Below are 23298 nucleotides of genomic sequence, written 5' to 3'. Positions count from 1 at the left end.
TTCGTTCCTCACATCCGGAAGACGCCGAAGCGGTCGGTTCCGGCGACTTCTCCGGAGTGGATCGCGGACAGGCTGAGGCCCAGCACCGTCCGGGTGTCGCGGGGGTCGATGACGCCGTCGTCGTAGAGCATCCCCGACAGGAAGGCGGGCAGGGACTCCTTCTCGATCTGGTCGGCGATCGCGGTCTTGAGTCCGTCGATGGTCTCCTGGTCCATCTCCTGACCGCGGGCGGCGCTGGCGGCCGCGGCGACGGAGGTGACCACGTCGGCGAGCTGCTGCCCACCCATGACGGCGGACTTGGCGCTGGGCCAGGTGTAGAGGAACCGGGGGTCGAACGCGCGGCCACACATGCCGTAGTGGCCGGCACCGTAGGAGGCGGCCGTGATGAGCGACAGGTGCGGGACCTCGGAGTTGGAGACCGCGTTGATCATCATCGCGCCGTGCTTGATGATGCCGCCGCGCTCGTACTCCGACCCGACCATGTAGCCGGTGGTGTTGTGCATGAACAGCAGGGGTGTGTCGTATCGATTGGCCAGCTCGATGAACTGGGTTGCCTTCTGGGCCTCCTCGCTGAACAGCACGCCGCGCGCGTTGGCGATGATCCCGACCGGGTAACCGTGGAGCTCGGCCCAACCGGTGACGAGACTCGCGCCGTACAGCGGCTTGAACTCGTCGAAGACCGAGCCGTCGACGATCCGGGCGATGATCTCGCGCGGGTCGAACGGGATCCTGAGGTCCTCCGGGACGATCCCGAGCAGCTCGTCGGTGCCGTACAGCGGCTCCGCGACCTGGGCACGCGGGGCGCGCCCGGCCTTGGTCCAGTTGAGACGGCGGACGATACCCCGGGTCAAGCGGGCAGCGTCGGCCTCGTCCACCGCCAGGTGGTCGGCCAGGCCGGAGACTCGGGCGTGCATGTCGGCGCCACCGAGGGTCTCCTCGTCGGCGATCTCACCGGTGGCGGCCTTGACCAGCGGCGGGCCGGCGAGGAAGACCTTGGAACGTTCCTCGATCATGACGACGTGATCGCTCATGCCGGGCACGTACGCGCCACCGGCGGTGGAGTTTCCGTAGACCACGGCGATGGTGGGGATGCCGGCCTTGGACAGGCGGGTCAGGTCGCGGAAGAGCGCGCCGCCGGGGACGAACACCTCCTTCTGCGTGGGCAGGTCGGCGCCACCGGACTCCACGAGGCTGATGACCGGGATCCGGTTCTTCATGGCCACGTCGTTGAGACGGAGGACCTTGCGCAGCGTCCACGGGTTGGAGGTGCCGCCCTTGACCGTCGGATCGTTGGCGATGAGCAGGCACTCGACGCCCTCGACCACACCGATCCCGGCCACCACGGAGGCACCGGTCTGGAAGTCGGAGCCCCACGCGGCGAGCGCGCACAACTCCAGGAACGGGGACTCCGGGTCGAGGATCATGTCGATCCGCTCGCGGGCGGTGAACTTGCCGCGCTCGCGGTGGCGGGCGACCTTGCGCTCGCCACCGCCGGACAGTGCCGGCTCGAGATCCGTGGCGAGCTGGTCGAGCTTGCCCTCCATGGCCTGCCTCGCGGCACCGAACTCGGCGCTGGTGGTGTCCAGTGTGGAACGGAGGATTGTCATGCCGTGAACCCCAAACGTCGTCCGGCGAGGGTGGTCAGGATCTCGGTCGTGCCGCCCCCGATGCCCAGGAGCCGGACATCGCGGTACTGGCGGCTGACCTCGGACTCCGACATGAAGCCGAGTCCTCCGAACAGCTGCACCGCCTGGTTGGCGACCCATTCGGCGCACTCGACGGCGGTGTTCTTGGCGAAGCAGACCTCGGCGATGGCGTCCTGCCCCGACACCGCCAGGTTCACACAGTGGTGCGTGTAGGTGCGGGCGAGATCGATCCGACGGGCCATCTCGGTGACCGTGTTCTGCACGCCCTGCCGGGACAGCAGCGGGCGTCCGAAGGTCTCCCGCTCGCGGACCCAGTCCAGCGTGAGATCGAGGCAGCGCTGTGCCTGGGAGTATCCCTGGGCGGCCAGCGCGGCGCGCTCGCCGACGAAGCCGATCCCGATCTGCGCGAAGCCGTCGTTCTCCGCGCCGACGAGGTTCTCCACCGGCACCCGACAGTCGGTGAACGTCAGCTCGGCGGTGTCGGAGGCGCGCCAGCCGAGCTTGTCGAGCGGCGCCGAGATGTGGAAGCCCGGGGTGTCCGTGGGGATGACGAGCAGGCTCACACCGGCGGCGCCCTTGAGCTCCTCGCCGCCGGTACGGACGGCGGCGACGACGAAGTCGGCGCGCGTCGCGGAGGTGATGTACGTCTTGGCACCGTTGACGACGTAGTGATCGCCGTCCCGCCGGGCCGTGGTGGTGAGGTGGCCGACGTCCGATCCGCCACCGGGTTCGGTGATGGCCAGGGAGCCGATCATCTCGCCGGCGAGGGTGGGCTTGACCCAGCGCTCGATCTGTTCCGGGGTGCCGGACTGGGCCAGGTGCGGGATCGCGATGCCGCAGGTGAAGAGTGACGCGAACACGCCGCCGGACACTCCGGCCTCGTGCAGCGCCTCGCACACGATCATCGAATCGATCGCGTCGCCGCCACCGCCGCCGACCTCCTCGGGGAACGAGACCCCGAGCAGTCCCAGCTCGCCTGCCTTGCGGTGGAGCTCGCGCGGGATCGAGCCCGCGGCCTCCCACTCGTCGAGGTGGGGCAGGATCTCCCGCTCGGCGAAGCGGGTCGTGGCCTCGCGCAGCGCGAGACGCTCCTCGGAGTACCAGGGGTCGCCTGGCACATGGGGTGGGACGGCGGGGACGGTACGGCGTGGGATGGTCACTCGTTCTCCTTCGCTTGGGCCGGTGCGGCGGTCACGGGGGCGTTGATGTGGTCGGGGATGTCGACGACCCGGGAGCGGAGCCACTCCGCCAGGCCCTTGGCCTGCGGGTCCCAGCGGTAACCGTGCGCCACGCCCTTGCCGAGCAGTCCGTCGATGACGAAGTTGACCGCGCCCAGCTTCGGCAGCTCATAGCGCTCGATCGGCAACTCCGCGGCCTCGGGCAGGAGGCGTCTCAGCTCGTCGACGGTGAGGGTGTCTCGCATCCAGGCGTAGGCCTCGGCGTCACCGGCCCACAGTCCGATGTTGGCGGTGCCGCCCTTGTCGCCGGAGCGGGCCCCGAGGACGTCGCCCAGCGGGCGCCGGCGGGTCGACCCCGTCACCGGCACTGCGGAAACGAGCGGGTTGCCGTCGGCGTCCAGTCCGTCGGAGGCGTGGCCGTCGCCCATCTCCTCCGTCCTGGCGGGGGGGTCGATGTCGACCCGGGTCCCGTCGGGCAGGACCGCGATGTGCGGCACCTCGTTTTGGTCCAGGTAGGCGGGGATGTACACGCCGTACGGTCCCCCGCGGCCGGGCGGCGCGCTGGGGGTGGCGCCCGGATAGCTGGACAAGGTCATGGCGACCGCGGCATCGGAGAACGCTCGACCGACCACGTCGGAGTCCGGGTCCCAGGCGACGATGGTCATCAGCGCGGTCGCGGCGGCCTGGGTGTCGGCGTCGGGGTGGTCGGTGCGGTGCAGGCGGAAGTCCAGCTGCGCCGGCTCGCGCTCGAGCCCGGCCAGGAGCTGGCGCTCGACCAGGGCCGCCTTGTCCTCGATGTCCAAGCCCGTGAGCAGGAACGTGATCTCGTTGCGGAAGCCGCCGAGGCAGGTGACGGACACCTTGGTGGTGGGCGGTGCCGTCTCGCCCACGACGCCGGAGATCCGGACGCGGTCGGCACCCTCCTGCTCGAGCACGGCGGTGTCGAGTCGGGTGACGACGTCGGGTCCGCCGTAGCGCGCGCCGGTGACCTCGTAGAGCAGCTGCGAGGTGACGGTGCCGACGGTGACCGCGCCCCCGGTTCCCGCATGCTTGGTGATGACGGAGGTGCCGTCGGCGGCGATCTCGGCGATCGGGAAGCCGGGCTTCACCGGGTCGGCGATCTCGCCGCGGTTGAAGAAGGCGTAGTTTCCGCCGGTGGCCTGCGTGCCGCACTCGATGACGTGGCCCGCGGCGGTGGCGCCGGCGAGTGCGTCCAGGTCGTCGCGTCCCCAACCGAAGTGACTGATCGCCGGGCCGACGATCACGGACGCGTCCGTGACGCGGCCGGTGACCACGATGTCGGCCCCCGCGTCGAGGCACCGTGCGATGCCGAAGGCGCCCAGGTAGGCGTTGGCCGTGACCGGGAACCCGGCGTCCTCTGGGACGTCGAGCTCCCCGATCCGGGCGATGAGGTCGTCGCCCTCGACGTGGGCGACCTTCGCCGGCAGCCCCTGCCGATCCGCGAGTTGGCGGATGGCGTCGGCCAGCGCGGCCGGGTTGACCCCACCCGCGTTGGCCACGATCTTGACGTTCTTCTCGAGTGCCAGAGCGAGGCAGTCCTCGAGCTGGCGCAGGAAGGTCTTGGCGTAACCGAGCTCGGCGCTCTTCATCCGGTCGCGGCCGAGGATGAGCATGGTCAGCTCGGCCAGGTAGTCACCGGTGAGGACGTCGAGTTCGCCGCCGGAGAGCATCTCGCGCATCGCGGAGATGCGGTCGCCGTAGAACCCGGACATGTTGCCGACGCGCAGTGGCGCGGGGGTGGACGGTCCGGGGGTGGACGGCGTGGACGTGGACGAGGTCATGCTCGTGCTCCCTTCTCACGGCCGCTGCCGGGGAGTCCGGCGAACGCCTGGGCGATGCGGAGCCATCCCAGCGCGTCCTCGCCGTCCGCCTCCAGAGCGGTGTCGTCGAGGTGCACACGCTGGGTGACCAGCAGACAGAAGTCGAGGATCGGGCCCGTGACCCGCTGCTCGGCGTCGGCGGGGCCGAACTCGAGGACGGTGCCGTCGGCCTGTGTGAGGGCGACGTGGACCTCGGAGGCGGGTGCCTCCAGCCCGTTCATCATGTAGGCGAACGCGCGGGTCTTCCAGCCCAGACGGGCGACGTGCGGGAGGGCGCCGAGGAAAGCCGGGTCGGTGTCGACGCCCACGCCCAGGGCGTCCGCGACGTCCACGCCGTGCGCCCAGGTCTCCATGATCCGGGCGGTGGTCATGGACTTGGACCGCATGGGCGGGCCGAACCACGGGATCTTCTCCCCCGGGTCGGCGGCCTTGAGCGCGTCGGCGAGTTCGCCCCGGGCGAGGCGCCAGCGCGCGAGGACCTCGTCGCGACCGGTGGCGGCGATCTCGGCCGCGCCGGCGTCGACGAAGCCTGTGGGGTCTGACGAGGCCTTGTCCACCACGGCCTGGAAGGCTTCCGCGTCGCGGATGGCGGTGACGGAGACCTCGTCGGTCCAGGCCAGGTGGGCGATCTGCATCGCGACGTCCCAGCCCTCGGCCGGGGTATCGGTGTTCCAGCGATCGGCCCCGACGGTCTCGACGAGCTCGTCCACCCGGGCGTTGAGTGCGGCGAGGGCCGCGTGCGGATCCTCCGTCTCGGAGGGCTGGGGCTTGGTCATGGCGAGAACGATCCCACCTCCCCACGAATAAAGCAAGCGTGCTTGCTTGCTTTTGTCCGCCACCCCTGGAAGTCTTTGCCGTGGTGATCCCCGTCACTTCTGATGCGGGAGGCCCCGACCCCTTACGGAGACACCGTGCGACTAGATCTGACCGGGATCGACCCCGTCGACCACGCCCTGGCCCGCCGCTGCTCGGTGGGTGACCTCCCCACCCGGGCGGCGGCCACGTTCGCGGGCCGGACCGCCCTCACGGACGACGCGGGATCGTGGACGTATCTCGAGCTCGAGGCCGTGTCCAACCGGTTCGCCCACGGGTTGACCGCGCACGGGATCGAGGCGGAGGAACCGGTCGCGCTCCTGTCGATGAACTGCCGCGAGTTCGTCGCCACCTACTTCGGGACGGCCAAGGCGGGGATGGTCTCGCTGCCCATCAACCTCCTGTCCGGGTTGGACAACATCGAGCACGCCCTGACCGACTCGGGGACCCGCATCCTCGTGGTCCACGGTTCACTCGCGGAATTGGTGATGGGAGCGGTCGCCGCCATTCCCGCGATCCGCACCGTCGTCGTCGTCGGAGGCGTGCCCGACGGCCTGGAGGCCCCCGCCGACGGTCCCGCGCTGATCGGGTGGGACGACCTCCTGGCCGACGACGACACCAATCCCGACACGGTGATCGGCGACCGCCAGGTCGTGCAGTGCCTCTACTCTTCCGGGACCACCTCACGCCCCAAGGGCGTCCTCACCTCGCACCTCGCGGTGACCATGGCCGCGCTCGGCAACGGGGCCGTCTTCGGCCTCAACTGGGGAGCCGAGGCCTCGGTCACGGTCTGCCCGCTCCCCCTCTTCCACACCGCCGGCCTCAACGGGGTCCTGTTGTCCGCCGTCACCATGGGCGCGACCGTCCACCTCCTGCCGGGCTTCGACCCGGTCCAATACGCCGACACGGTCGCCCGGGTCCACGCCACCCACCTGGTCGGCCTGCCTCTCATGCTGGAGGCCCTCGCCGACGGCAGGGACCGCGGCCTCGACCTGTCCTCGATCCGGTTCCTGCTCTACGCCATGGCCCCGATGTCCGAGGAGATGCGCAGACGCCTGGAGTCCGCGCTCCCGGACGCCAGGATGGCGCTGGCCTCGGGGATGAGCGAGTGCACCCCGGCCACCGTGATGCAGTGGCCCGAGCTCAATCCGGACAAGTCCGACTCCTGGGGTTACCCCACCCCGATCGCGGAGAACCGGATCAGCGAACCGGGCGGTGCCGAGCTCATGCCCGTCGGCCAGGAAGGCGAGATCGTCTACCGCGGACCGACGGTGATGGAGGGCTACTGGAACAACCCCGAGGCCAACGCCGCGGCGTTCGTGGGCGGCCGCCTGCACTCCGGCGATCTGGGGCGTATCGACCGGGAGGGGGTCGTGTGGTTCGCCGACCGCGTCAAGGACATCGTCAAGTCCGGCGGCGAGAACGTCTCCTCGATGCACGTGGAGCGGGTCCTCATGGACCACCCGCACGTCGCCGAGGTCGCCTGCGTCGGGCGCCCGGACCCCAAGTGGGGCGAGCTCGTGGTCGCAGTCGTGGTGCCCGCCGAGGGCGCACCGGCCGAGGACGATCTCAAGGGCTCGGTCATGGAGTTCGGCGCGGAGCGGCTCTCCCCCTCGCACCGGCCGCGCGACGTCGTGGTGGTCGACTCCATCCCCCGCACGGCGACCGGGAAGATCCGAAAGGCCGAGCTGCGGGCGGCGCAATGACAGGGCGGGGTCAGGGGCCGACCTCGAGGAGCTCGCCGGGGATCTCCAGGCGGGCCGCCGTGAGGTCGGCTCCGAGCCCGGGCCGCAGCACCTCGCCCCGTGGCGGGCGGGCCACGAGATTGACCGCCCGGAGATTGGGCAGCAGGTAGCGCCGGATGTCCATACCGTCGAGACCCGGGATGAGTTCACGGATCCGCTCGACGGTGAGCTCCCCGGCCAACCAGGCGAACGCCGAGTCGTCCCATGTCCACACCGCGATGTTGACCCCGCGGCCGACCACCCCGCGTCGCACACTCGCGACCGAGCCCAGGACGGCGGTGACGGGCTCCCCGCCCGGGACGGCGCCCGGAGTCCACGGGGTCGGTAACTCCCCCGGCCCGATGGGCGCGGTCTCGACCGGCACCGGGACCGTGACGCGGGCGCCGTCGGGCATGACCACGGAGTGCCCCGTCTCCCCCTGCGCCAGGGGGCGGGCGACCCGCACGGGACGCCGGTCGCCACCGGTACCCCGTGTCATGGCGACCACCGCCACGACCGGCGGGGCCGGTTCACCACGGGCACCGCTGATCCGGACCCGGTCGGTGCCCTCCTGCGCAAGCCTGAGGGAGTCGAGCCGCAGCACCACGTCGGGCGCCGCGTACCGCGCCCCGGCGACGCCGTCGAGGAGCTGATCGGTGACGGTCCCGACGGTGACCGACCCGAAGGCCGAGGGATGGCGCGTGACGACCGCGCACCCGTCGTCGGCGATCTCCGCGATGGGGTAACCCCCGGTGACCGGATCGGTGGTGCGGGTGACATCGGTCGTGGAGTCGACGACCCCCGTCGCGCCGGGGCCACCGGAGAGCACGTGCCCCACCGCGACCGATCCGGCGAGGGAGTCCAGGGCGGACGGCGTCCAGCCGTGGTGGGCCGCCGCGGCGCCGGCGACGAGGGCCTCGCGACTGACGCGCCCGGTGACGACGACGACGGCGCCGGCCGCCAACGCCCGGGAGATGCCGAACGCCCCGTGACGCACCGTCGCGACATCGGCCCCACCGAGACCGAGTTCGGTCGTCCGGTCCGTCACGTCACCGGCATCGACGCAGGCCACTGCCAGGTCCAGACCCGCGTCCCGGGCGACGGACCGCAATTCGGCGGCGAGGCCCTCGGGGTCCAGTGCGCCCGCGTTGGTGACGATCCGCACGCCCCCGGCGCCGAGCTGCCCGAGACACTCGCCGATCTGGACCAGCGCCGCCCGTTCGTAACCCGGTCCGCCCGCGGACCGCTGCTCGGCCAGATCGAGCATCGCCTCGTCGGAGAGCATGTCGAGCGCGAGCACGTCCAGCGCCGCGGCCGCGAGGAACTCGGCCGTCGCCGTGGCACGGTCTGCCCGCGACGCCGAGACGTTACCTATGCGCAGGGGGCTCTGGGTGCTCGTCATCGATCCTCGGACTCCTAGTCGATCTGGGGCGGACGCCTACCCCAGCATGCTCCCCGTGGCAGCGAGGCGCGTGTGGAACGAGAAGGCGTCCTCGAGGATATGTGGCGTGTTGCCGGCACCCGGACGGGCCTCGGCCCGATCGAGGTAGTCGTGCAGAAGTGGTCGGAAGACGGGGTCCGCGCACCGGTCCACGATGAGACGCGACCTCTTGCGTGGGCTCAATGCGCGCAGGTCGGCGAGGCCGTGCTCGGTGACGATCACCTGGACGTCGTGCTCGGTGTGGTCGACGTGCGGGACCATCGGCACGATCGCCGAGACCGCCCCGTCCTTGGCCGTTGACGGGCTGAGGAACATCGACACGTATCCGTTACGCGTGAAGTCACCGGACCCGCCGATGCCGTTCATGATGCGGGTCCCGCCCACGTGGGTGGAGTTGACGTTGCCGTAGACGTCCGCCTCGAGCATGCCGTTCATGCCGACGATCCCCAGCCGCCGGACGATCTCCGGGTGGTTGCTGATCTCCTGCGGGCGCAACGTGATGTGGTCGCGGTAGAGGTCGAAGTTGTCCACCAGTTCCGTCAGTCCGTCCGCGGACAACGCCAGCGCGGTGGCCGAGGCGTGGGCGACCGTGCCCTCCCGGATGAGCTGGAGCATCGAGTCCTGGATGACCTCGGAGTAGCAGCTCAGGTCCGAGAACGACCCCGCCGCCAGTCCGGCCAGGACGGCGTTGGCCACATTGCCGATCCCGGCCTGCAACGGGAGGAGGCTCCCCGCGGGCATCCGACCGGACGCGACCTCGTGGTGGAAGAACTCCAGCACGTGGCCCGCGATCGCGTTGCTCACCTCGTCGGGCTTGGTCAGAGCGCTGGCGGAGTCCCGCTGATCGGTGGGCACCACCGCGATGACCTTGGCCGGGTCCACCTCGAGCAGGGGCTGACCGATCCGGTCGTCGGCCCGCGAGAGCAGGATCGGCCTGCGATGCGGCGGGAGCGCCGTGCCGTAGTAGACGTCGTGAATACCCTCGACACCGGCCGGGATCCACGAGTTCACCTCGAGGATCACCTTGTCGGCCACGTCGAGCCAGGTCTTGTTGTTGCCCACCGACATCGCGGGGACGAGCTTGCCGTCCTCGGTGATCGCGGCGACCTCCACCACCGCGACGTCCACGTCGCCGTAATGGCCCTGCCACACCTGCTGGGCCACGTGAGAGAGGTGGACGTCCACGTAGTCCATCTCGCCCGAGTTGATCTTGCCGCGGGCGGTGGGCTCGCTCTGGTACGGCATCCGCAGCGCGATTCCGTCGACCTCGGCGAGCATCGCCTCGGCCTCGTTCGCCACCGACGCGCCGGTGAGCAGGTTGACACTGAAGTCACCACCGGCCGCCCGGACGGCGCGGATCCGGTCCGCGAGCGCAGGGGCGAACGCTTTCGGGGTGCCCGCGCTGGCGAACCCGCTGATCGCCACCGTGTCGCCGTCGGCGATCCGCTCCACCGCGGAGGCTGCGTCGGTGACCAGTCCCCGGAAATGGGGATGGCGGATGCGTGAGGGGTCGCAGGCGGTGCCCCGCATATGGACGGAGGTGCTCATACGCGGAGCCTATCGCCGGTGTCGGGTGATCCCATTTTCGACGAAGACGTGATCACCCCCACTCGGTGCCGCTCCGATCTCCGCAGGTCTCCGGTCGGACGGGGTCCGGGCGGATAGACTCGGCCGTTCAACCCCGCCGCGTCCGCCAGGAGTGAACCCTTGTCCCCCAGGACCGCACCGATCCCCGACCGCATCGACCAGGCGCGCGCCAACTGGGAGCGCGAGGGGTGGGCGGACGCTGCCCAGGGGATGACGGTCGTGACCTCGGTGATGCGGGCCCACCAGATCCTGTTGGCCCGGGTCGAGGAGACCCTGCGACCGTGGAACCTGTCGTTCCCCCGCTACGAGCTCCTCCGACTGCTCGCCTTCTCCCGTTCGGGAGCGCTGCCCATCACCAAGGCCTCCGAGCGCCTCCAGGTCCACGTCACCAGCGTCACCAGCGCCATGAAGCGCCTCCTTGACGCGGGCCTCGTGGAGCGACGGCCGCATCCGACGGACGGGCGAACGACCCTCGTGGAGATCACGGCCGAGGGCAGAAAGGTGGTGGCCGAGGCGACCGCGGCGCTGAACTCCGGCGTGTTCGCCGACCCGGGGATGGACGAGAGCGAGCAAGTGGCGCTCATCGAGGCCATCGCCTCGCTGCGCCGGTCCGCCGGCGACTTCTGACCGACCCGGCCCGGCCGGGCGACCCTCCCCCGCCATTGCCGGTCGGCGTGCCCGGGGCGATCGCCGGGCCCCGGACACGACACCGCGCCCGGCCCCCTCTCGGGTGGGGCCGGGCGCGGCTGTTCGTGGGGTACCGCCGTGTGGCGGTGGGTGACGCGAGGGCGTCAGGATCGGGTCACGGTACCTCGGAGGCGAAGGCGTCGGTCCTGGCGATGTCCTCGGTATCGGCGTGCATGACGTTCTTGCTCGACTCCTTCATGAGCAGGATGCAGATGAAGGACATCACGGACAGAGCGCACAGCATGATGCCGACGCCGAGCGTGTTCCCGTCACCGATCATCTTGGCGGCGGCCAGTGGCGGCAGCGCACCACCGAGGATGCCCGCCAGGTTGTAGCCGAGGCCGGCGCCGGTGTAGCGGTAGCGGGACATGAACAGCTCGGGGAGCAGCGCACCGGCTGGGCCGTAGGCGATACCGAAGATGATCAGCGTGACGAACAGGACCAGCCCGAACGCGAAGGCCGAACCGGTGTCGAGGATCGGGAAGATGAACATGGTCCAGAGCACCGCCAGCCCGACCGAGGTCCCGATGACCTTCCGTCGACCGATGCGGTCCGAGAACAGCGAGGACACCGCGATGGCGGCACCGAAGACGAGGGCCGCGATCATGCCCATGGCGAGGACGAACGGGCGCGAGTGTCCGAGGGTCCCGGTGGCGTAGCTCGTGAGGAACGAGGTGCCCATGTAGAAGAGGGAGAACAGCGAGGTGAGCGCGCCACCCGCTATGAGGATCTCCTTCCACTGGTAGCGGAGTGCGTCCGCGAACGGCAGCGTCTTGGGGGCCGAGGCCCTGTTCGCGGCCTTGTCCGCGGCCAGCGTCGCGGCCGCCTCCCTGGCGTCGCGCTCCTGGTTCTGACGGAAGACCGGGGTCTCCTCGACCGAGATGCGGATCCACAGACCGATCAGGACCAGCACGGCGGATAGCAGGAACGGGATGCGCCAGCCGTACTGCATGAACGGGCTGTCGACGTCTGCGCCGGAACCGGCGATGAGGGAGAACAGCAGGAACGTTCCCGAGGACAGGAAGAACGCGAAGGCCACGCCCAGCTGCGGCCACATACCCATCATCCCGCGCTTGCCCTCGGGGGCGTACTCCGCAGTGAGCAGTGTCGCTCCGGCCCACTCGCCACCGACAGCGAAACCCTGGAAGAAGCGGCACAGGACGAGCATCGTCGGCGCCAAGATCCCGATGCCGTCCTCGAAGACACCGAACGCGCCGGTCTCGTAGCCGGGCAGCAGACCGATGAACACGGTCGCGACGCCCATGATGATCAGCGTCCAGACCAGGGTGCGCTTGCGGCCGATCCGGTCACCGAAGTGGCCGAAGATGGCGGCGCCCACGGGGCGCGCGAAGAACGCGACGGCGAACGTCGCGAACGAGGACAACGTCGCGGCGGCGGGGTCCTGGCCCGGGAAGAACAGGGTCGGGAAGACGAGCGCGGCGGCGGTGCCGTAGATGAAGAAGTCGTACCACTCGATCGTGGTGCCGATCGAGGACGCCGCGGCGACCTTCTTCAGCGAGGTCTTCGGCTTGACCGGTGGCACCGCGGAGGACCGCGGTGCCGCGTTCCCCGGTGAGGTGTTCATGGACTGCGTCAAGACAAACTCCAGTCTTGTCGGGTTCGCCGGGTATCGGACCTCCGGCGAGGCGGGTGATCGCCGACGCATCAACGTCGATTGAGGAAAAAGTATGTGACTGGGGCCACACCCGATACACCCGAAAGTGGATGGTCGGTGATCTGGATCACGTCACGGCCGGGCGAACCCGGCACCGCCGGACCGACTGCGCAACGCTGCGGGTGCCCCTGGGGTGACGGGCGAGACGCCGACCACGAGTCCGACGGAGCGCGCCCGATGCCTCGACCCACCCCGCGAGTGATCAGCGACCAGTCCCTCGACTTCCTCCGGTCCGGATACCTCTTCGCCTCGCGGGTGCGGCAGCGCGCGGGGGTCTCCCCCGATTCGCAGGCCCCTGTCCGACTGCGGCTCATGGGACGCAGCGCCGTTCTGTTGCGGGGCGTGGAGGGCGTACGGAGCTTCTACGACGCCGACAAGGTGGAGCGCGACGGCGCCATGCCCGGGTTCATCCGGTTCCCCTTTTCGGCCCGGCGCGGTCCACGGACTCGACGGGTGCGCGCACGAGGTGCGCAGGAACGCGCTGGCCGACATGGCTTACGACGACGAGCGCGCCGCACAGTTCCCCGAACTCGTCGCCGACGAGCTCGAGGGGATGCTCGGCGACTGGGCGCGCAGCGGTGCCGGCACGGTGTACGGCGGCACCACCACGGCGTTCGGTCGGACGGCATTCCGCCGGGCGGACCCACCGCTCACTCCGTCGGAAACCGATCGCCGGGCCCGCCAGATGAACAGGCTGCTCGACTCGTTCGGCCGCATCGCGACCAATCCGGTCGGCGAGGTCGAACGCGTCCGGTTGGACACCTGGGCCACCGGCCTGATCCGCGGTGCGGGCCGGCGGACTGCGCGCGGAACCCGAGTCGGTCCGGGCGGCCATGGCCAATCTGCGGGACCCGACGGCGCTGCAGTCGACGACCGGGCCGCCGCCGTGGAACTGCAGAACCTCACCCGCCCGACGGTGGCGGTGGCGCGATTCGCCGCGTTCGCGGCAGTGGCACTGACGGAGAATCCCGGGTGGGCCGCACGGATCCGGGAGGCCTCGTCGGCCGCGTGTCGACTCTCCGACATCCCGGAGGCCGTCGCGTTCGCCCGGGAGGTCCGGCGGGTCTACCCGTTCGTGCCGATGCTGCCGGCGATGGCCACCTCGGATTTCGAGGTGCACGGATGCCCGGTGCACAGGGGCGAACGGGTGCTGTTGGATCTCCTCGGCACCGACACCGATCCCAACCACTGGGACGACGCCTCGACGTTCGACCCCGAGAGGTTCATGGGGGTCGCAGACGCCGAGAAGCTCGAGGCGTTCGTCCCGCAGGGCGGGGCGGGTGTCCGCACCGGACACCGTTGCCCCGGCGAGAAGCTCGCGGTGGCCGCCCTGTCCGCCGCGGTGGCCGCGCTGTGCCGTCCGGAGGTGCGCATCAGTCGGGATCCCGACGATCTCACCTTCCCGTGGACGAGGATGCTCACCCGTCCCGCGACGGGCGTGCGGGTCGCGTGGCAGGACCGGGAGACCGCGGCGCCGTAGAACCGCCCTAGCCAGCGCGTCGGCGCGCGACGAGAAGACCGTTCCGCACACTGTCCTCTCGGGCGATGTGTGCGGAACGCTCTTCGCGACGCGGGCCGGTCGGGTCGACTCAGGGCAGGACGCCGAGGAGCCGGGCGCGCGCCACGGACTCCATCCGCGACCGCGTGCCGAGCTTGGTGCCGATGTTGCGAAGATACGCCTTGATGGTCTCCGGTGACAGCGACAGCCGCGCCCCCACCTCGGCATTCGAGCAGCCGAGGGCAACCTGGGCCAGCACGTCGATCTCGCGCGGCGAGAGCACCGACTTGGCGGGGACCGGGATGTCCCCGGCGTCGGGCGCCCGTCCCACGCCGGCGAGCGCGGACCCGGCGGCCAGGAGACGGTCGCGCAGTGCCGGGTCGCCCAGCTCAGCGGCGATCGCCCGTAGCTCTCCGTGGAGGACCCGCAGCTGCTCGCGGTCCGCGGCCTCGAAGCCGACGGAGTGCTCCGCGGCGGCGAGGTCCGCCATCCGCAGCCGTCGGTCGACCTCGTCCCTGACCTGGAACTCCGCGGCGAGGTCCGAGGCGACCGAGTTGAACGTCCTGGCGACGTGGTCGCCGAGCTGGGTGGCCACGCGCGCCGACCCGTAGAGGATCGTCCGCGCGACGCCGGAGACCATCACCGGCACCGAGATGATGGCCCTCAGGCCCTCCTGCTCCACCGCATCGGCGTAGTCGCGGGTGATGCTGGAGCAGTCCTCGTAGTCGCGGACCGTCGCGGGACGCCCCGACGCCATGACGTGCCCACCGAGCCCCCGGCCCTTGGCCACGGCCAGACCCTGCATGGAGTTCGTGCGGACGCCGATGAAGCGGCTGAGCTTCGCCGTCTCGCCGTCGGCCTGCCCTGCGAACACGATCGGCAGACCGGACTCCTGCCGGGCGCGTCGCAGGGCGCCGAGGACCGCGTCCGAATCACTGGGTCGAAGGGTGGTCATGGTCAGCTCCCGAGAGTGGAGACGGTCAGCTCCCCGCGGAATCGCGGATGCTGGTGATGATGGCGCTGAAGTCCTTGCCACCGTTGTCCTGCGCGAACTCGTCGTACAGGGCTGCGGCCGCCGCACCGAGCGGCGCGACCGTACCGGTGCTCTCCAGCGCGGCCAGGGCCAGTCCCAGATCCTTGTTCATCAGGGCCGTGGCGAAGCCGGGCGTGAAGTCGTTGTTCGCCGGGGAGGTGGGCACCGGGCCGGGCACGGGGCAGTTGGTGTGCAGGGCCCAGCTGTTGCCGGTCGCCCCGGTGACGACGTCGTACAGGGCCTGGTGCTCGAGCCCCAGCCGCTCCGCGAGCACGAACGCCTCGCCGATCGCGATCTGGTGGACGGCCAGGACCATGTTGTTGCAGACCTTGGCGGCCTGGCCGGCCCCCGCGGCGCCGCAGTGGATGACCTTGCCCGCCATGGGCTCGAGGACCGGCTGCGCCGCGGCGAACGCCTCGTCCTCCCCGCCCACCATGAACGCCAGCGTCCCCGCGGTCGCGCCCTTGACACCGCCGGAGACGGGGGCGTCCACCTGGAGCATCCCCGCCTCGACGGCCTTGGCGTGCACCGCCCGGGCGTCGTCGACCGAGATGGTGGACGAGTCGATGAACAGCGTTCCGGCCTCCGCCTCACCCAGGACGTCGTCGTAGGTCGAGGTGACCAGCGCGCCGTTGGGGAGCATCGTGATGACGACCGCGGCACCACGGACCGCCTCGGCCGGCGTCTCGCACACGGTGACGCCGGCCGAACGCGCGGCTTCCTGCGCGGCGGAGACCGGGTCGAAACCGCGGACCCCGTGGCCGGCACCGACGAGGTTGGCCGCCATGGGACCGCCCATGTTGCCCAGGCCGAGGAAAGCGACGGTCGGCAGTTCGTTGGTCATTCCTACGCTCCCAGTCCGCGCGCGGCGACGGCCCTGCCGACGACGACGCGCATGATCTCGTTCGTGCCCTCAAGGATGCGGTGCACCCGCAGATCCCGCACGATCTTCTCGATTCCGTATTCGGATAGATACCCGTAGCCGCCGAACAGCTGCAGCGATCGATCGGCGATGTCGAAGCACCGGTCGGTGACGAACAGCTTCGCCATGGCACACAGCTCGACGTGGTCCGGCTCCTTGGCATCCAACGCGGCGGCGGCGCGCCACAGCAGGAGCCGACTGGCCTCCAGCTCGGTGGCCATCTCGGCCAGGGTGAACCGGATGGTCGGCTCGTCGATGAGCGCACCGCCGAACGCCTCGCGGTCCCGCACGTGGGCCACGGCCCGCGAGTACGCCTCCTGGGCCCCGCCCAGCGAGCAGGCGGCGATGTTGATGCGCCCGCCGTTGAGTCCGCGCATCGCGATGGTGAAGCCGAGCCCCTCCCCGCCGGAGTCCGCGCCGCCGATGAGGTTCGCGGCCGGAACCCGGACGCCTTCCATGATCACCTGCGCCGTCGGCTGGGCGTTCCAGCCCATCTTCCGCTCGTCGGGGCCGAAGCTCAGCCCGTCCGAGTCGGCCGGGACCAGGAACGCCGAGATGCCCTTGGCCCCGGCGTCCCCGGTCCGCGCCATCACCAGGTAGACGTCCGACTGGCCGCCGCCGGAGATGAACTGCTTCGTGCCGGTGAGCACGTAGTGGTCGCCGTCGCGGACCGCCTTGGTGCGCAGCGCCGCCGCGTCCGATCCGGCGCCCGGCTCGGTGAGGCAGTAGCTGGCGAACTTCTCGAGCGAGGCCAGCTCGGGGATCCACTGCCGGCGCTGCTCGTCGGTGCCGAACTCGTCGACCATCCACACGCACATGTTGTGGATGGACAGGTACGCCGCCACCGACGGGCACCCGCGGGCGAGCTGCTCGAAGATCCGCACGCCGTCCAGTCGACGCATCCCGCTGCCCCCGACCTCCTCGGAGACATAGATCGCGCCCATGCCCATCCCGGCAGCCTCGCGGAGGACGTCCTTGGGGAAGTGGTGGGTCTCGTCCCACTCCTGCGCCCTGGGACCGATCCGCTTGTCCGAGAAGTCGCGTGCGGTGTCGACGATGACCTTGTCGTCGTCATCAAGGGTGAACATGGGTGTTCCTCTCCTGGGGCGAGCCGGTCAGTCCATCGTGGGGATGTTGAAGTCGGCCCCGTCCTTGATGCCCGACGGCCAGCGCTGCGTGACGGTCTTGACCTTGGAGTAGAACTTGATCGACTCGGGGCCGTGCTGGTTGAGGTCGCCGAATCCGGACTTCTTCCAGCCACCGAAGGTGTGGTACGCGATCGGGACCGGGATCGGCACGTTGACGCCGACCATGCCGACCTCGACGCGGGAGACGAACTCGCGGGCGGCGTCGCCGTCGCGGGTGAAGATCGCCACGCCGTTGCCGTACTCGTGGTCGTTGGGCAGGGCGAGGGCCTCCTCGAAGTCCTTGGCGTGGACCACCACGAGGACGGGGCCGAAGATCTCGTCGGTGTAGACGCTCATGTCCGGTGTCACCTTGTCCATGAGCGTCGGGCCCACGTAGTAGCCCTCGGAGATGTCCTCACCGTTGAACTCGCCGGTGTAGGCACCCACACCGCGACCGTCGACGAGGAGCTCGGCGCCGGCCTTCTCGCCCTGATCGATGTAGTCGAGGACCCGGGCCTTGGACTCGGGGGTCACCAGCGGGCCGTAGTCCGACTGCGGATCGTGGCTGTGACCGACCTTGAGGTCCTTGACCTTGGGCAGCAGCTTCTCGAGGAGCGCCTCGGCCGTGCCCTCGCCGACGGGGACGGCCACGGAGATGGCCATGCAGCGCTCGCCGGCCGAACCGAAACCGGCTCCGACCAGGGCGTCCGCGACCTGGTCCATGTCGGCGTCCGGCATGATGATCGCGTGGTTCTTGGCGCCGCCGAAGCACTGGGCGCGCTTGCCGGTGCGGGCGGCGCTGGAGTAGATGTACTGCGCGATCGGGGTGGAGCCGACGAAGCCGACCGCCTGGATCGTGTCGTTGTTGAGGATCGCGTCCACGGCCTCCTTGTCGCCGTGCACGACCTGGAAGATGCCGTCCGGCAGGCCCGCCTCGGTGAACAGCTCGGCCAGGCGCACCGGCACGGAGGGATCCCGCTCGGAGGGCTTGAGGACGAACGCGTTGCCACAGGCGATGGCCGGGCCGGCCTTCCACAGCGGGATCATGGCCGGGAAGTTGAACGGGGTGATGCCGGCGACGACGCCCAGCGGCTGGCGCATGGAGTAGACGTCCACTCCGGTGCCCGCGTTCTCGGTGAACTCGCCCTTGAGCAGGTGGGGGATGCCGATCGCGAACTCGACGACCTCGAGGCCGCGCTGGATGTCACCCTTGGCGTCCGGCGTGGTCTTGCCGTGCTCGATCGCGAGCAGTTCTGCCAGCTCGTCCATGTTCTGGTTGACCAGGTCCACGAACCGCATGAGCACGCGGGCGCGCTTCTGCGGGTTCTGCGCGGCCCACGCCTTCTGCGCGGCGGCGGCCTTGGCGATGACGTCATCGACCTCGGCCGTGGTGGCCAGCGGTACGACCGCCTGCGCCTTGCCCGTGCTGGGGTTGAGCACTTCCTGGCTCCGCCCCCCGGTGGCCGCGACCCGCGCGCCGTTGATGTAGTGCTCGACCTGCCTGAGATCCGACATGGACGTCCCTTCCTCAGTGGGGCGGCGCGCGTCTGAGCCCGCTCACCCCTGTCCCGTGATGCCCATCACCATATACTTGCAACTCCTAGTAATCCATAGCCGGGCCCCGGTCGACCCCGGACCCTCCCCTTTCGGGTGTACCGCCAGCCCTCGCGGCAGCCCTACTGTGAGCTGACTCACTCATACGTTCCGTCGACAGGAGCATCCATGCCCCCGCTGCCCACCGAGGCCACCGTCCGGTTCCGCGCCGCCCGCGACTTCCTCCAGGCACACGCGCTGGACTACGACGCCGCGCGGGACGGATTCGCCTGGCCCGAGCTCGACGAGTGGAACTGGGCACTGAACTGGTTCGACGTCCAGGCCGAGGGGAACGACGACCCCGCCCTGTGGATCGTCGAGGAGAACGACGGCGGCGGCGCCCCCACCGAGGCCAAGTACTCGTTCGAGGAGATGCGGGTCCGGTCCGACCGGACGGCCAACTGGCTGCGTGAGCGGGGCGTCGAGCCCGGCGACCGCATCCTGCTCATGCTGGCCAACCAGGTGGAGCTGTGGGACGTCATGCTGGCGGTGATCAAGCTCGGTGCCGTGGTCATCCCCGCCACCACGCTGCTCGCCGAGGGCGACCTGCGGGACCGCATCGCGCGCGGCGGCATCAAGCACGTCATCGCGCGCGGCGAGCTGGCCGAACGGTTCGCCGACATCTCCGGCGACTACCAGCGCATCTCGGTCGGCGGGGACGAGCGGGGCGGCACGCCGGCGGGCTGGACCGACCTGGCCGGAGCGATGGACGCCTCCCCCGACTTCGAACCGACCCACACCACCCACGCCGACGACACCCTGCTCCCGTACTTCACCTCCGGCACCACCAGCAAGCCCAAGCTCGTCGAGCACACGCACGCCTCCTACCCGGCGGGTCACCTGTCGACCATGTACTGGATCGGCCTCCAGCCCGGCGACGTCCACCTCAACGTCTCCTCCCCCGGCTGGGCCAAGCACGCCTGGTCGAACGTCTTCACCCCGTGGATCGCGGGGTCGTGCGTGTTCATCTACAACTACTCGCGCTTCGACGCCGCGGCGATGATGCGCGAGATGGACCGCTGCGGCGTGACGAGCCTGTGCTGCCCCCCGACCGTGTGGCGGATGCTCATCCAGGCCGACCTGACCCAGCTGCAGGTCCCGCCCCGCCTGGCGGTGGGCGCGGGCGAGCCGCTCAACCCCGAGGTCATCGGCCGGGTCCGGGACGCGTGGGGGGTGACGATCCGCGACGGGTTCGGCCAGACCGAGACCACCGTGCAGATCGCCAACACCCCGGGCCAGCCCATCAAGGACGGCTCGATGGGCCGCCCGTGCCCCGGCTTCGACGTGGTGCTGGTCGACCCGGCCACCGGTCGGGAGCTCGCCGGCGACGGCGCGGAGGGCGAGATCTGCCTGCGCCTCGATCCCCGCCCGCTGGGACTGATGGTCGGTTACCACGGTGATGCCGAGCGCACCGACGCCGCCTACGCGGACGGCTTCTACCACACCGGCGACGTGGGGTCCCGCGACGCGGAGGGCTACATCACCTACGTCGGGCGCACCGACGACGTGTTCAAGTCCTCCGACTACCGGATCTCGCCGTTCGAGCTGGAATCGGTGCTGCTCGAGCACCCGGCCGTCGCCGAGGCCGCCGTCGTCCCCTCCCCTGACCCGGTGCGGCTGAGCGTGCCCAAGGCCTTCGTCGTCCTGGCCGGCGGCTGGGAGCCCACCGAGGCCACGGCGCGCGAGATCTTCGAGTACTCGCGCACCCACCTGGCCGGCTACAAGCGGGTCCGGCGCCTGCAGTTCACCGACCTGCCCAAGACAATCTCCGGCAAGATCAGGCGGGTGGAGCTGCGCCGCGGCGAGGTCGACAACGGTCCGTCGGTGGACTTCCCCGGTGAGTTCCGCGAGGACGCACTGCGCTGACGGTGGACGCCGTCCGGGGCGTGCGAGGACGGGCGACGACGACGAGGTGGTCGTCCCCGTCCGGTGCGCGGTCCGCGCGCGGCCGCCACGCGACGCGGGTCCCGAGGCGGCTCACGTCCGGAGGAAGCCGTCGATCTCCTCGGGCGTCCACGGCGCATGCGAGTGGGAATCGCGGTACGCCAGGATCTGCGCCTCCGGCGTGGGGAATCGTCCGACGAAGCCGCCTGATCCGGCGAAGACTCCCCCGGTGATCCCCGCGGAGAGGTCGGAGACGAGATAGGTGTAGAGGGGTGCGACGTACTCCGGGCCCGCTGGGTCCAGTGCCCCGGCCACACTCAGCTCGTCGAGCATTCCCCGGCGCCCCAGGTCCCGGATCTGCTCCTCGTAGGCCTCACCACTGGACAGACGGGTGCGCGCGCCGGGGCACACGACGTTCGCCCGGACCCCGTGCTCGGCCAGTTCCGCCGCGATCGCCATGGTGAGTGAGGTGACGGCGCCCTTGCCGGCCGGGTAGCCGGTCCCGCCGTAGTCGCCCTTCCAGGCGAACGACGACGTGGTGACGATCGCACCCGTTCCCGCCTTCACCAGGTGTGGCGCGAAGACGCGACACGGGGCGAACACGGTGCCCAGGTGGGCGTCGATGAGGTCGGCGAAGTCGGCGTGGGACACCGTGAGCATCGACGACCCCGCCGGTTCGGGCACCCCGGCGCACGTGATGAGCCCGCCCACGACCGAGTCCCCCTCCCTCGCCCGGGCGAGCAGCTCCTCGGCGACGGCGGGCTCGTGCGCCGACCCGGCGACGCCGCGGATCCGGCCGGTCGACCGTGCCGCGAGGTCGTCGACCTGCTCGGCCAGCGCCCGTGGATCCCGGCCGTTGAGCACGACGTCGGCGCCGCGGGCCGCCAGGTCCTCGGCCACCGCGGCCCCGATCCCGCGAGAGGATCCGGTGACGGCGTACGCCCGCCCGCCCAGGTGGAGCGCGGTCACTGCCGGCGGTCGTGGTCTGGTCCACGGGCGGCGAGGGTCCGCTTGGCCCACCCGTAGTCCGTCTTGCTGCTGGGGTGCCGCTCCACCTTGTCGACGACCCAGAACGCGACCGGGATCTTGAACCCTGCCAGGGTCGCGCGCAGCGCCTCCTCCAGGGCTGCGAAATCCCCGGTGTGGCCGTCATCCCACTGGAGCACCGCCCCGACCCGGTGGCCGAACCGCTCGTCGGGCACGCCCAGCGCCACGGCGTCCTGCACGCCCTCGGCGGCCTTGAGCGCCGACTCGACCTCCTCGGCGAAGATCTTCTCGCCACCGGAGTTGATCACCTGGCTGCCCCGGCCGAGCATGATGATCGTGTCCGGGCCGTCGTACCTGCCGCGATCGCCGGTGAAGACCCGCCGGGTCCCGGCGATCTCGCGGAACGTCTCCGCCGACTTGGCGGCGTCCTTGTAGTAGCCACTGGGCTGGTAGCCGGCCTTGACGATCCAGCCGATCTCGGTGGAGTCGTCGGGCAGCGGCTCGTCGAAGTCGTCCACCAGTTGCAGGCCGCTGCCCCGGGGGATGCGGGGGCCGTGGTCTGCGAACAGGGACCCGTCGTCGACGTTCGCCCTCGTCACGACTCCCAGGCCGCCGAAGCCGCTCTCGGACGACCCGAACGCGTCCATGATCATGAGATCGGGGCGTAGCTCGAAGAGTTCGGCCTTGACCGACGGCGAGAACAAGGCCGCACCGGAGCTGACCATGAACACGCTCGAGGTGTCGGCACCGGTGTTGCGCATCCGTTCGAGCATCGGCCGCACCATGGCGTCGCCGGCGAGGACGACGATCTGGATCTTCTCGCTCTCGATCTCCTCGAGCACGTCGTCCGCCCGGAAGTGCGGCAGGTAGTGGCACGTGCCCCCGGAGAACAGCGCGGTGAACGAGGGCATGAGCCCGGAGGTGTGGATGAGCGGGAGCAGCACGAGATAGCGTGCGGGGTCCCCGCCCAGTCCGGCACGGGACTGGTGGTACTCGTCGGGCACCGGCTCCCCGGTGTAGTAATCACTGCCGCCGCCGAGGCTGCGCCACAGGTCCTCCTGCCGCCACATCACGCCCTTCGGCTTGCCGGTGGTACCGCCCGTGAAGACGAGGAACAGGTCGTCCGCACTGCGTTCAGCCGGTGCCCGGTCCGGCGAGGCCGCGGCGAGGAGCTCCCGGGCGTCGAGCGTGCCGGACGGCAGCTCCCCCGCCCCGGATCCGTCCTCGACCACGATGAGGTGACGCAGCCGCTCCGCGTCCCCGACCGCACCCGCCACCGCCGGGGTGAACTCGCGATGGAAGACCAGGGCGCAGGAGTCGGAGTAGTCGTACAGGTACCCCAGCTCGGATCCCGCGTAGCGGTAGTTGATGCTGACGGCCACGGCGCGGAGCTTGAGGACGCCGAGGAACAGCGCGATGCAGTCCACCCCGTTGCGCAGGTGGATCGCCACGTGATCGCCGGGACCCACCCCCCGGGAGGCCAGCCCGTCCGCCCACCGATTGGCCTCGGCCTCCAGGTCCGCGTACGTGAGCCGGCGGTCGTCCTCCACCACCGCGAGCCGGTCGCGTCCGTACGCGTCGACCGCGTGCTCGAAGAGATCTGCCAGGGTGTGTGCCATTGCGGGGTCCTCCGGGGCGGGCTACTCGGGTGGAGCGGACTCG

16 protein-coding genes and 1 pseudogene are annotated in these 23298 nt (G+C 70.6%); 4 read left to right on the top strand and 13 right to left on the bottom strand.

Annotated features, from left to right (window positions below; all coding sequences use genetic code 11):
- Positions 1-8: 8 nt before the first annotated feature.
- The 4 genes from CK206_RS16400 to CK206_RS16385 are packed head-to-tail and all read right to left on the bottom strand — an operon-like array spanning position 9 to position 5441.
- Positions 9-1607, bottom strand: a complete 1599-nt coding sequence (locus tag CK206_RS16400) for an acyl-CoA carboxylase subunit beta (RefSeq protein ID WP_067716709.1) — start codon at positions 1605-1607, stop codon at positions 9-11.
- Entirely contained in the window at positions 1604-2806 is a 1203-nt protein-coding gene (locus CK206_RS16395) for an acyl-CoA dehydrogenase family protein (protein WP_082923930.1), read from the bottom strand. Before CK206_RS16395 ends, CK206_RS16400 begins: the two co-directional genes overlap by 4 nt.
- Positions 2803-4626 (bottom strand): acyclic terpene utilization AtuA family protein, encoded by a 1824-nt coding sequence (locus CK206_RS16390; protein WP_067716712.1) that lies wholly within the window; start codon positions 4624-4626, stop codon positions 2803-2805. Before CK206_RS16390 ends, CK206_RS16395 begins: the two co-directional genes overlap by 4 nt.
- Positions 4623-5441 carry a TIGR03084 family metal-binding protein gene (locus tag CK206_RS16385; RefSeq protein ID WP_067716716.1) on the bottom strand — a complete coding sequence of 273 codons (819 nt, stop codon included), beginning with the start codon at positions 5439-5441 and terminating at the stop codon, positions 4623-4625. Before CK206_RS16385 ends, CK206_RS16390 begins: the two co-directional genes overlap by 4 nt.
- Before the next feature lie 135 nt (positions 5442-5576).
- Here CK206_RS16385 and CK206_RS16380 point away from each other — a divergent pair, with 135 nt between their 5' ends.
- Positions 5577-7184, top strand: a complete 1608-nt coding sequence (locus tag CK206_RS16380; RefSeq protein ID WP_083249509.1) for a class I adenylate-forming enzyme family protein — start codon at positions 5577-5579, stop codon at positions 7182-7184.
- 10 nt (positions 7185-7194) lie between these two features.
- Here the strand turns inward: CK206_RS16380 and CK206_RS16375 are convergent, their stop codons facing one another.
- Both CK206_RS16375 and CK206_RS16370 read right to left on the bottom strand, forming a co-directional pair.
- Positions 7195-8604 carry an acyclic terpene utilization AtuA family protein gene (locus CK206_RS16375; RefSeq protein WP_067716721.1) on the bottom strand — a complete coding sequence of 470 codons (1410 nt, stop codon included), beginning with the start codon at positions 8602-8604 and terminating at the stop codon, positions 7195-7197.
- A 36-nt stretch (positions 8605-8640) separates the two neighbouring features.
- A complete protein-coding gene (locus tag CK206_RS16370) occupies positions 8641-10191 on the bottom strand; it encodes a succinate CoA transferase (protein ID WP_096907060.1) in 1551 nt (516 codons plus the stop codon).
- A gap of 159 nt (positions 10192-10350) precedes the next feature.
- On the opposite strand from CK206_RS16370, the gene CK206_RS16365 reads away from it, so the two are divergent.
- Positions 10351-10857, top strand: coding sequence for a MarR family winged helix-turn-helix transcriptional regulator (locus tag CK206_RS16365; RefSeq protein ID WP_096907059.1), 507 nt, complete (start codon positions 10351-10353; stop codon positions 10855-10857).
- Positions 10858-11032: 175 nt separating this feature from the next.
- On the opposite strand, the gene CK206_RS16360 is transcribed toward CK206_RS16365, so the two are convergent.
- A complete protein-coding gene (locus tag CK206_RS16360) occupies positions 11033-12502 on the bottom strand; it encodes an MFS transporter (protein ID WP_096907058.1) in 1470 nt (489 codons plus the stop codon).
- Positions 12503-13082: 580 nt separating this feature from the next.
- Here CK206_RS16360 and CK206_RS16355 point away from each other — a divergent pair.
- Positions 13083-13886, top strand: a pseudogene (locus CK206_RS16355) (cytochrome P450); the annotation flags it as partial.
- Between the two features lie 295 nt (positions 13887-14181).
- Here CK206_RS16355 and CK206_RS16350 read toward each other — a convergent pair.
- Genes CK206_RS16350 through CK206_RS16335 form a run of 4 tightly spaced genes read right to left on the bottom strand, consistent with a single transcriptional unit; the run spans position 14182 to position 18687 of the window.
- Positions 14182-15045: a LuxR C-terminal-related transcriptional regulator gene (locus tag CK206_RS16350; protein ID WP_067716732.1), complete on the bottom strand. Its 864-nt coding sequence runs from the start codon at positions 15043-15045 to the stop codon at positions 14182-14184.
- A gap of 25 nt (positions 15046-15070) precedes the next feature.
- Complete coding sequence (gene mmsB / locus CK206_RS16345) at positions 15071-15955, bottom strand: 3-hydroxyisobutyrate dehydrogenase (RefSeq protein ID WP_096907523.1); 885 nt, start codon at positions 15953-15955, stop codon at positions 15071-15073.
- Positions 15956-15969: 14 nt separating this feature from the next.
- Positions 15970-17133 carry an acyl-CoA dehydrogenase family protein gene (locus CK206_RS16340; protein WP_096907057.1) on the bottom strand — a complete coding sequence of 388 codons (1164 nt, stop codon included), beginning with the start codon at positions 17131-17133 and terminating at the stop codon, positions 15970-15972.
- 27 nt (positions 17134-17160) lie between these two features.
- On the bottom strand, positions 17161-18687 hold the full coding sequence (locus CK206_RS16335; protein WP_096907056.1) for a CoA-acylating methylmalonate-semialdehyde dehydrogenase: 1527 nt from the start codon (positions 18685-18687) through the stop codon (positions 17161-17163).
- Between the two features lie 207 nt (positions 18688-18894).
- Between CK206_RS16335 and CK206_RS16330 the strand changes: the two genes are divergently transcribed.
- Complete coding sequence (locus CK206_RS16330) at positions 18895-20631, top strand: AMP-binding protein (protein ID WP_096907055.1); 1737 nt, start codon at positions 18895-18897, stop codon at positions 20629-20631.
- 111 nt (positions 20632-20742) lie between these two features.
- Here the strand turns inward: CK206_RS16330 and CK206_RS16325 are convergent, their stop codons facing one another.
- Positions 20743-21618 carry an SDR family NAD(P)-dependent oxidoreductase gene (locus CK206_RS16325; protein ID WP_096907054.1) on the bottom strand — a complete coding sequence of 292 codons (876 nt, stop codon included), beginning with the start codon at positions 21616-21618 and terminating at the stop codon, positions 20743-20745.
- Positions 21615-23255, bottom strand: a complete 1641-nt coding sequence (locus CK206_RS16320; RefSeq protein ID WP_096907053.1) for an AMP-binding protein — start codon at positions 23253-23255, stop codon at positions 21615-21617. The genes CK206_RS16325 and CK206_RS16320 overlap by 4 nt, the downstream gene beginning before the upstream one ends.
- Positions 23256-23298 lie beyond the last annotated feature (43 nt).

Source organism: Dietzia sp. WMMA184 (assembly GCF_002441635.1).
GTDB lineage: Bacteria > Actinomycetota > Actinomycetes > Mycobacteriales > Mycobacteriaceae > Dietzia > Dietzia kunjamensis.
This window is presented reverse-complemented; position numbering and strand designations above follow the sequence as displayed.

Coding starts and splice junctions, on each gene's coding strand:
- CK206_RS16400 (WP_067716709.1), bottom strand. CDS start 1,607: ATGACAATCCTCCGTTCCACACTGGACACCACCAGCGCCGAGTTCGGT.
- CK206_RS16390 (WP_067716712.1), bottom strand. CDS start 4,626: ATGACCTCGTCCACGTCCACGCCGTCCACCCCCGGACCGTCCACCCCC.
- CK206_RS16385 (WP_067716716.1), bottom strand. CDS start 5,441: ATGACCAAGCCCCAGCCCTCCGAGACGGAGGATCCGCACGCGGCCCTC.
- CK206_RS16375 (WP_067716721.1), bottom strand. CDS start 8,604: ATGACGAGCACCCAGAGCCCCCTGCGCATAGGTAACGTCTCGGCGTCG.
- CK206_RS16370 (WP_096907060.1), bottom strand. CDS start 10,191: ATGAGCACCTCCGTCCATATGCGGGGCACCGCCTGCGACCCCTCACGC.
- CK206_RS16360 (WP_096907058.1), bottom strand. CDS start 12,502: ATGAACACCTCACCGGGGAACGCGGCACCGCGGTCCTCCGCGGTGCCA.
- CK206_RS16350 (WP_067716732.1), bottom strand. CDS start 15,045: ATGACCACCCTTCGACCCAGTGATTCGGACGCGGTCCTCGGCGCCCTG.
- CK206_RS16340 (WP_096907057.1), bottom strand. CDS start 17,133: ATGTTCACCCTTGATGACGACGACAAGGTCATCGTCGACACCGCACGC.
- CK206_RS16335 (WP_096907056.1), bottom strand. CDS start 18,687: ATGTCGGATCTCAGGCAGGTCGAGCACTACATCAACGGCGCGCGGGTC.
- CK206_RS16330 (WP_096907055.1), top strand. CDS start 18,895: ATGCCCCCGCTGCCCACCGAGGCCACCGTCCGGTTCCGCGCCGCCCGC.
- CK206_RS16320 (WP_096907053.1), bottom strand. CDS start 23,255: ATGGCACACACCCTGGCAGATCTCTTCGAGCACGCGGTCGACGCGTAC.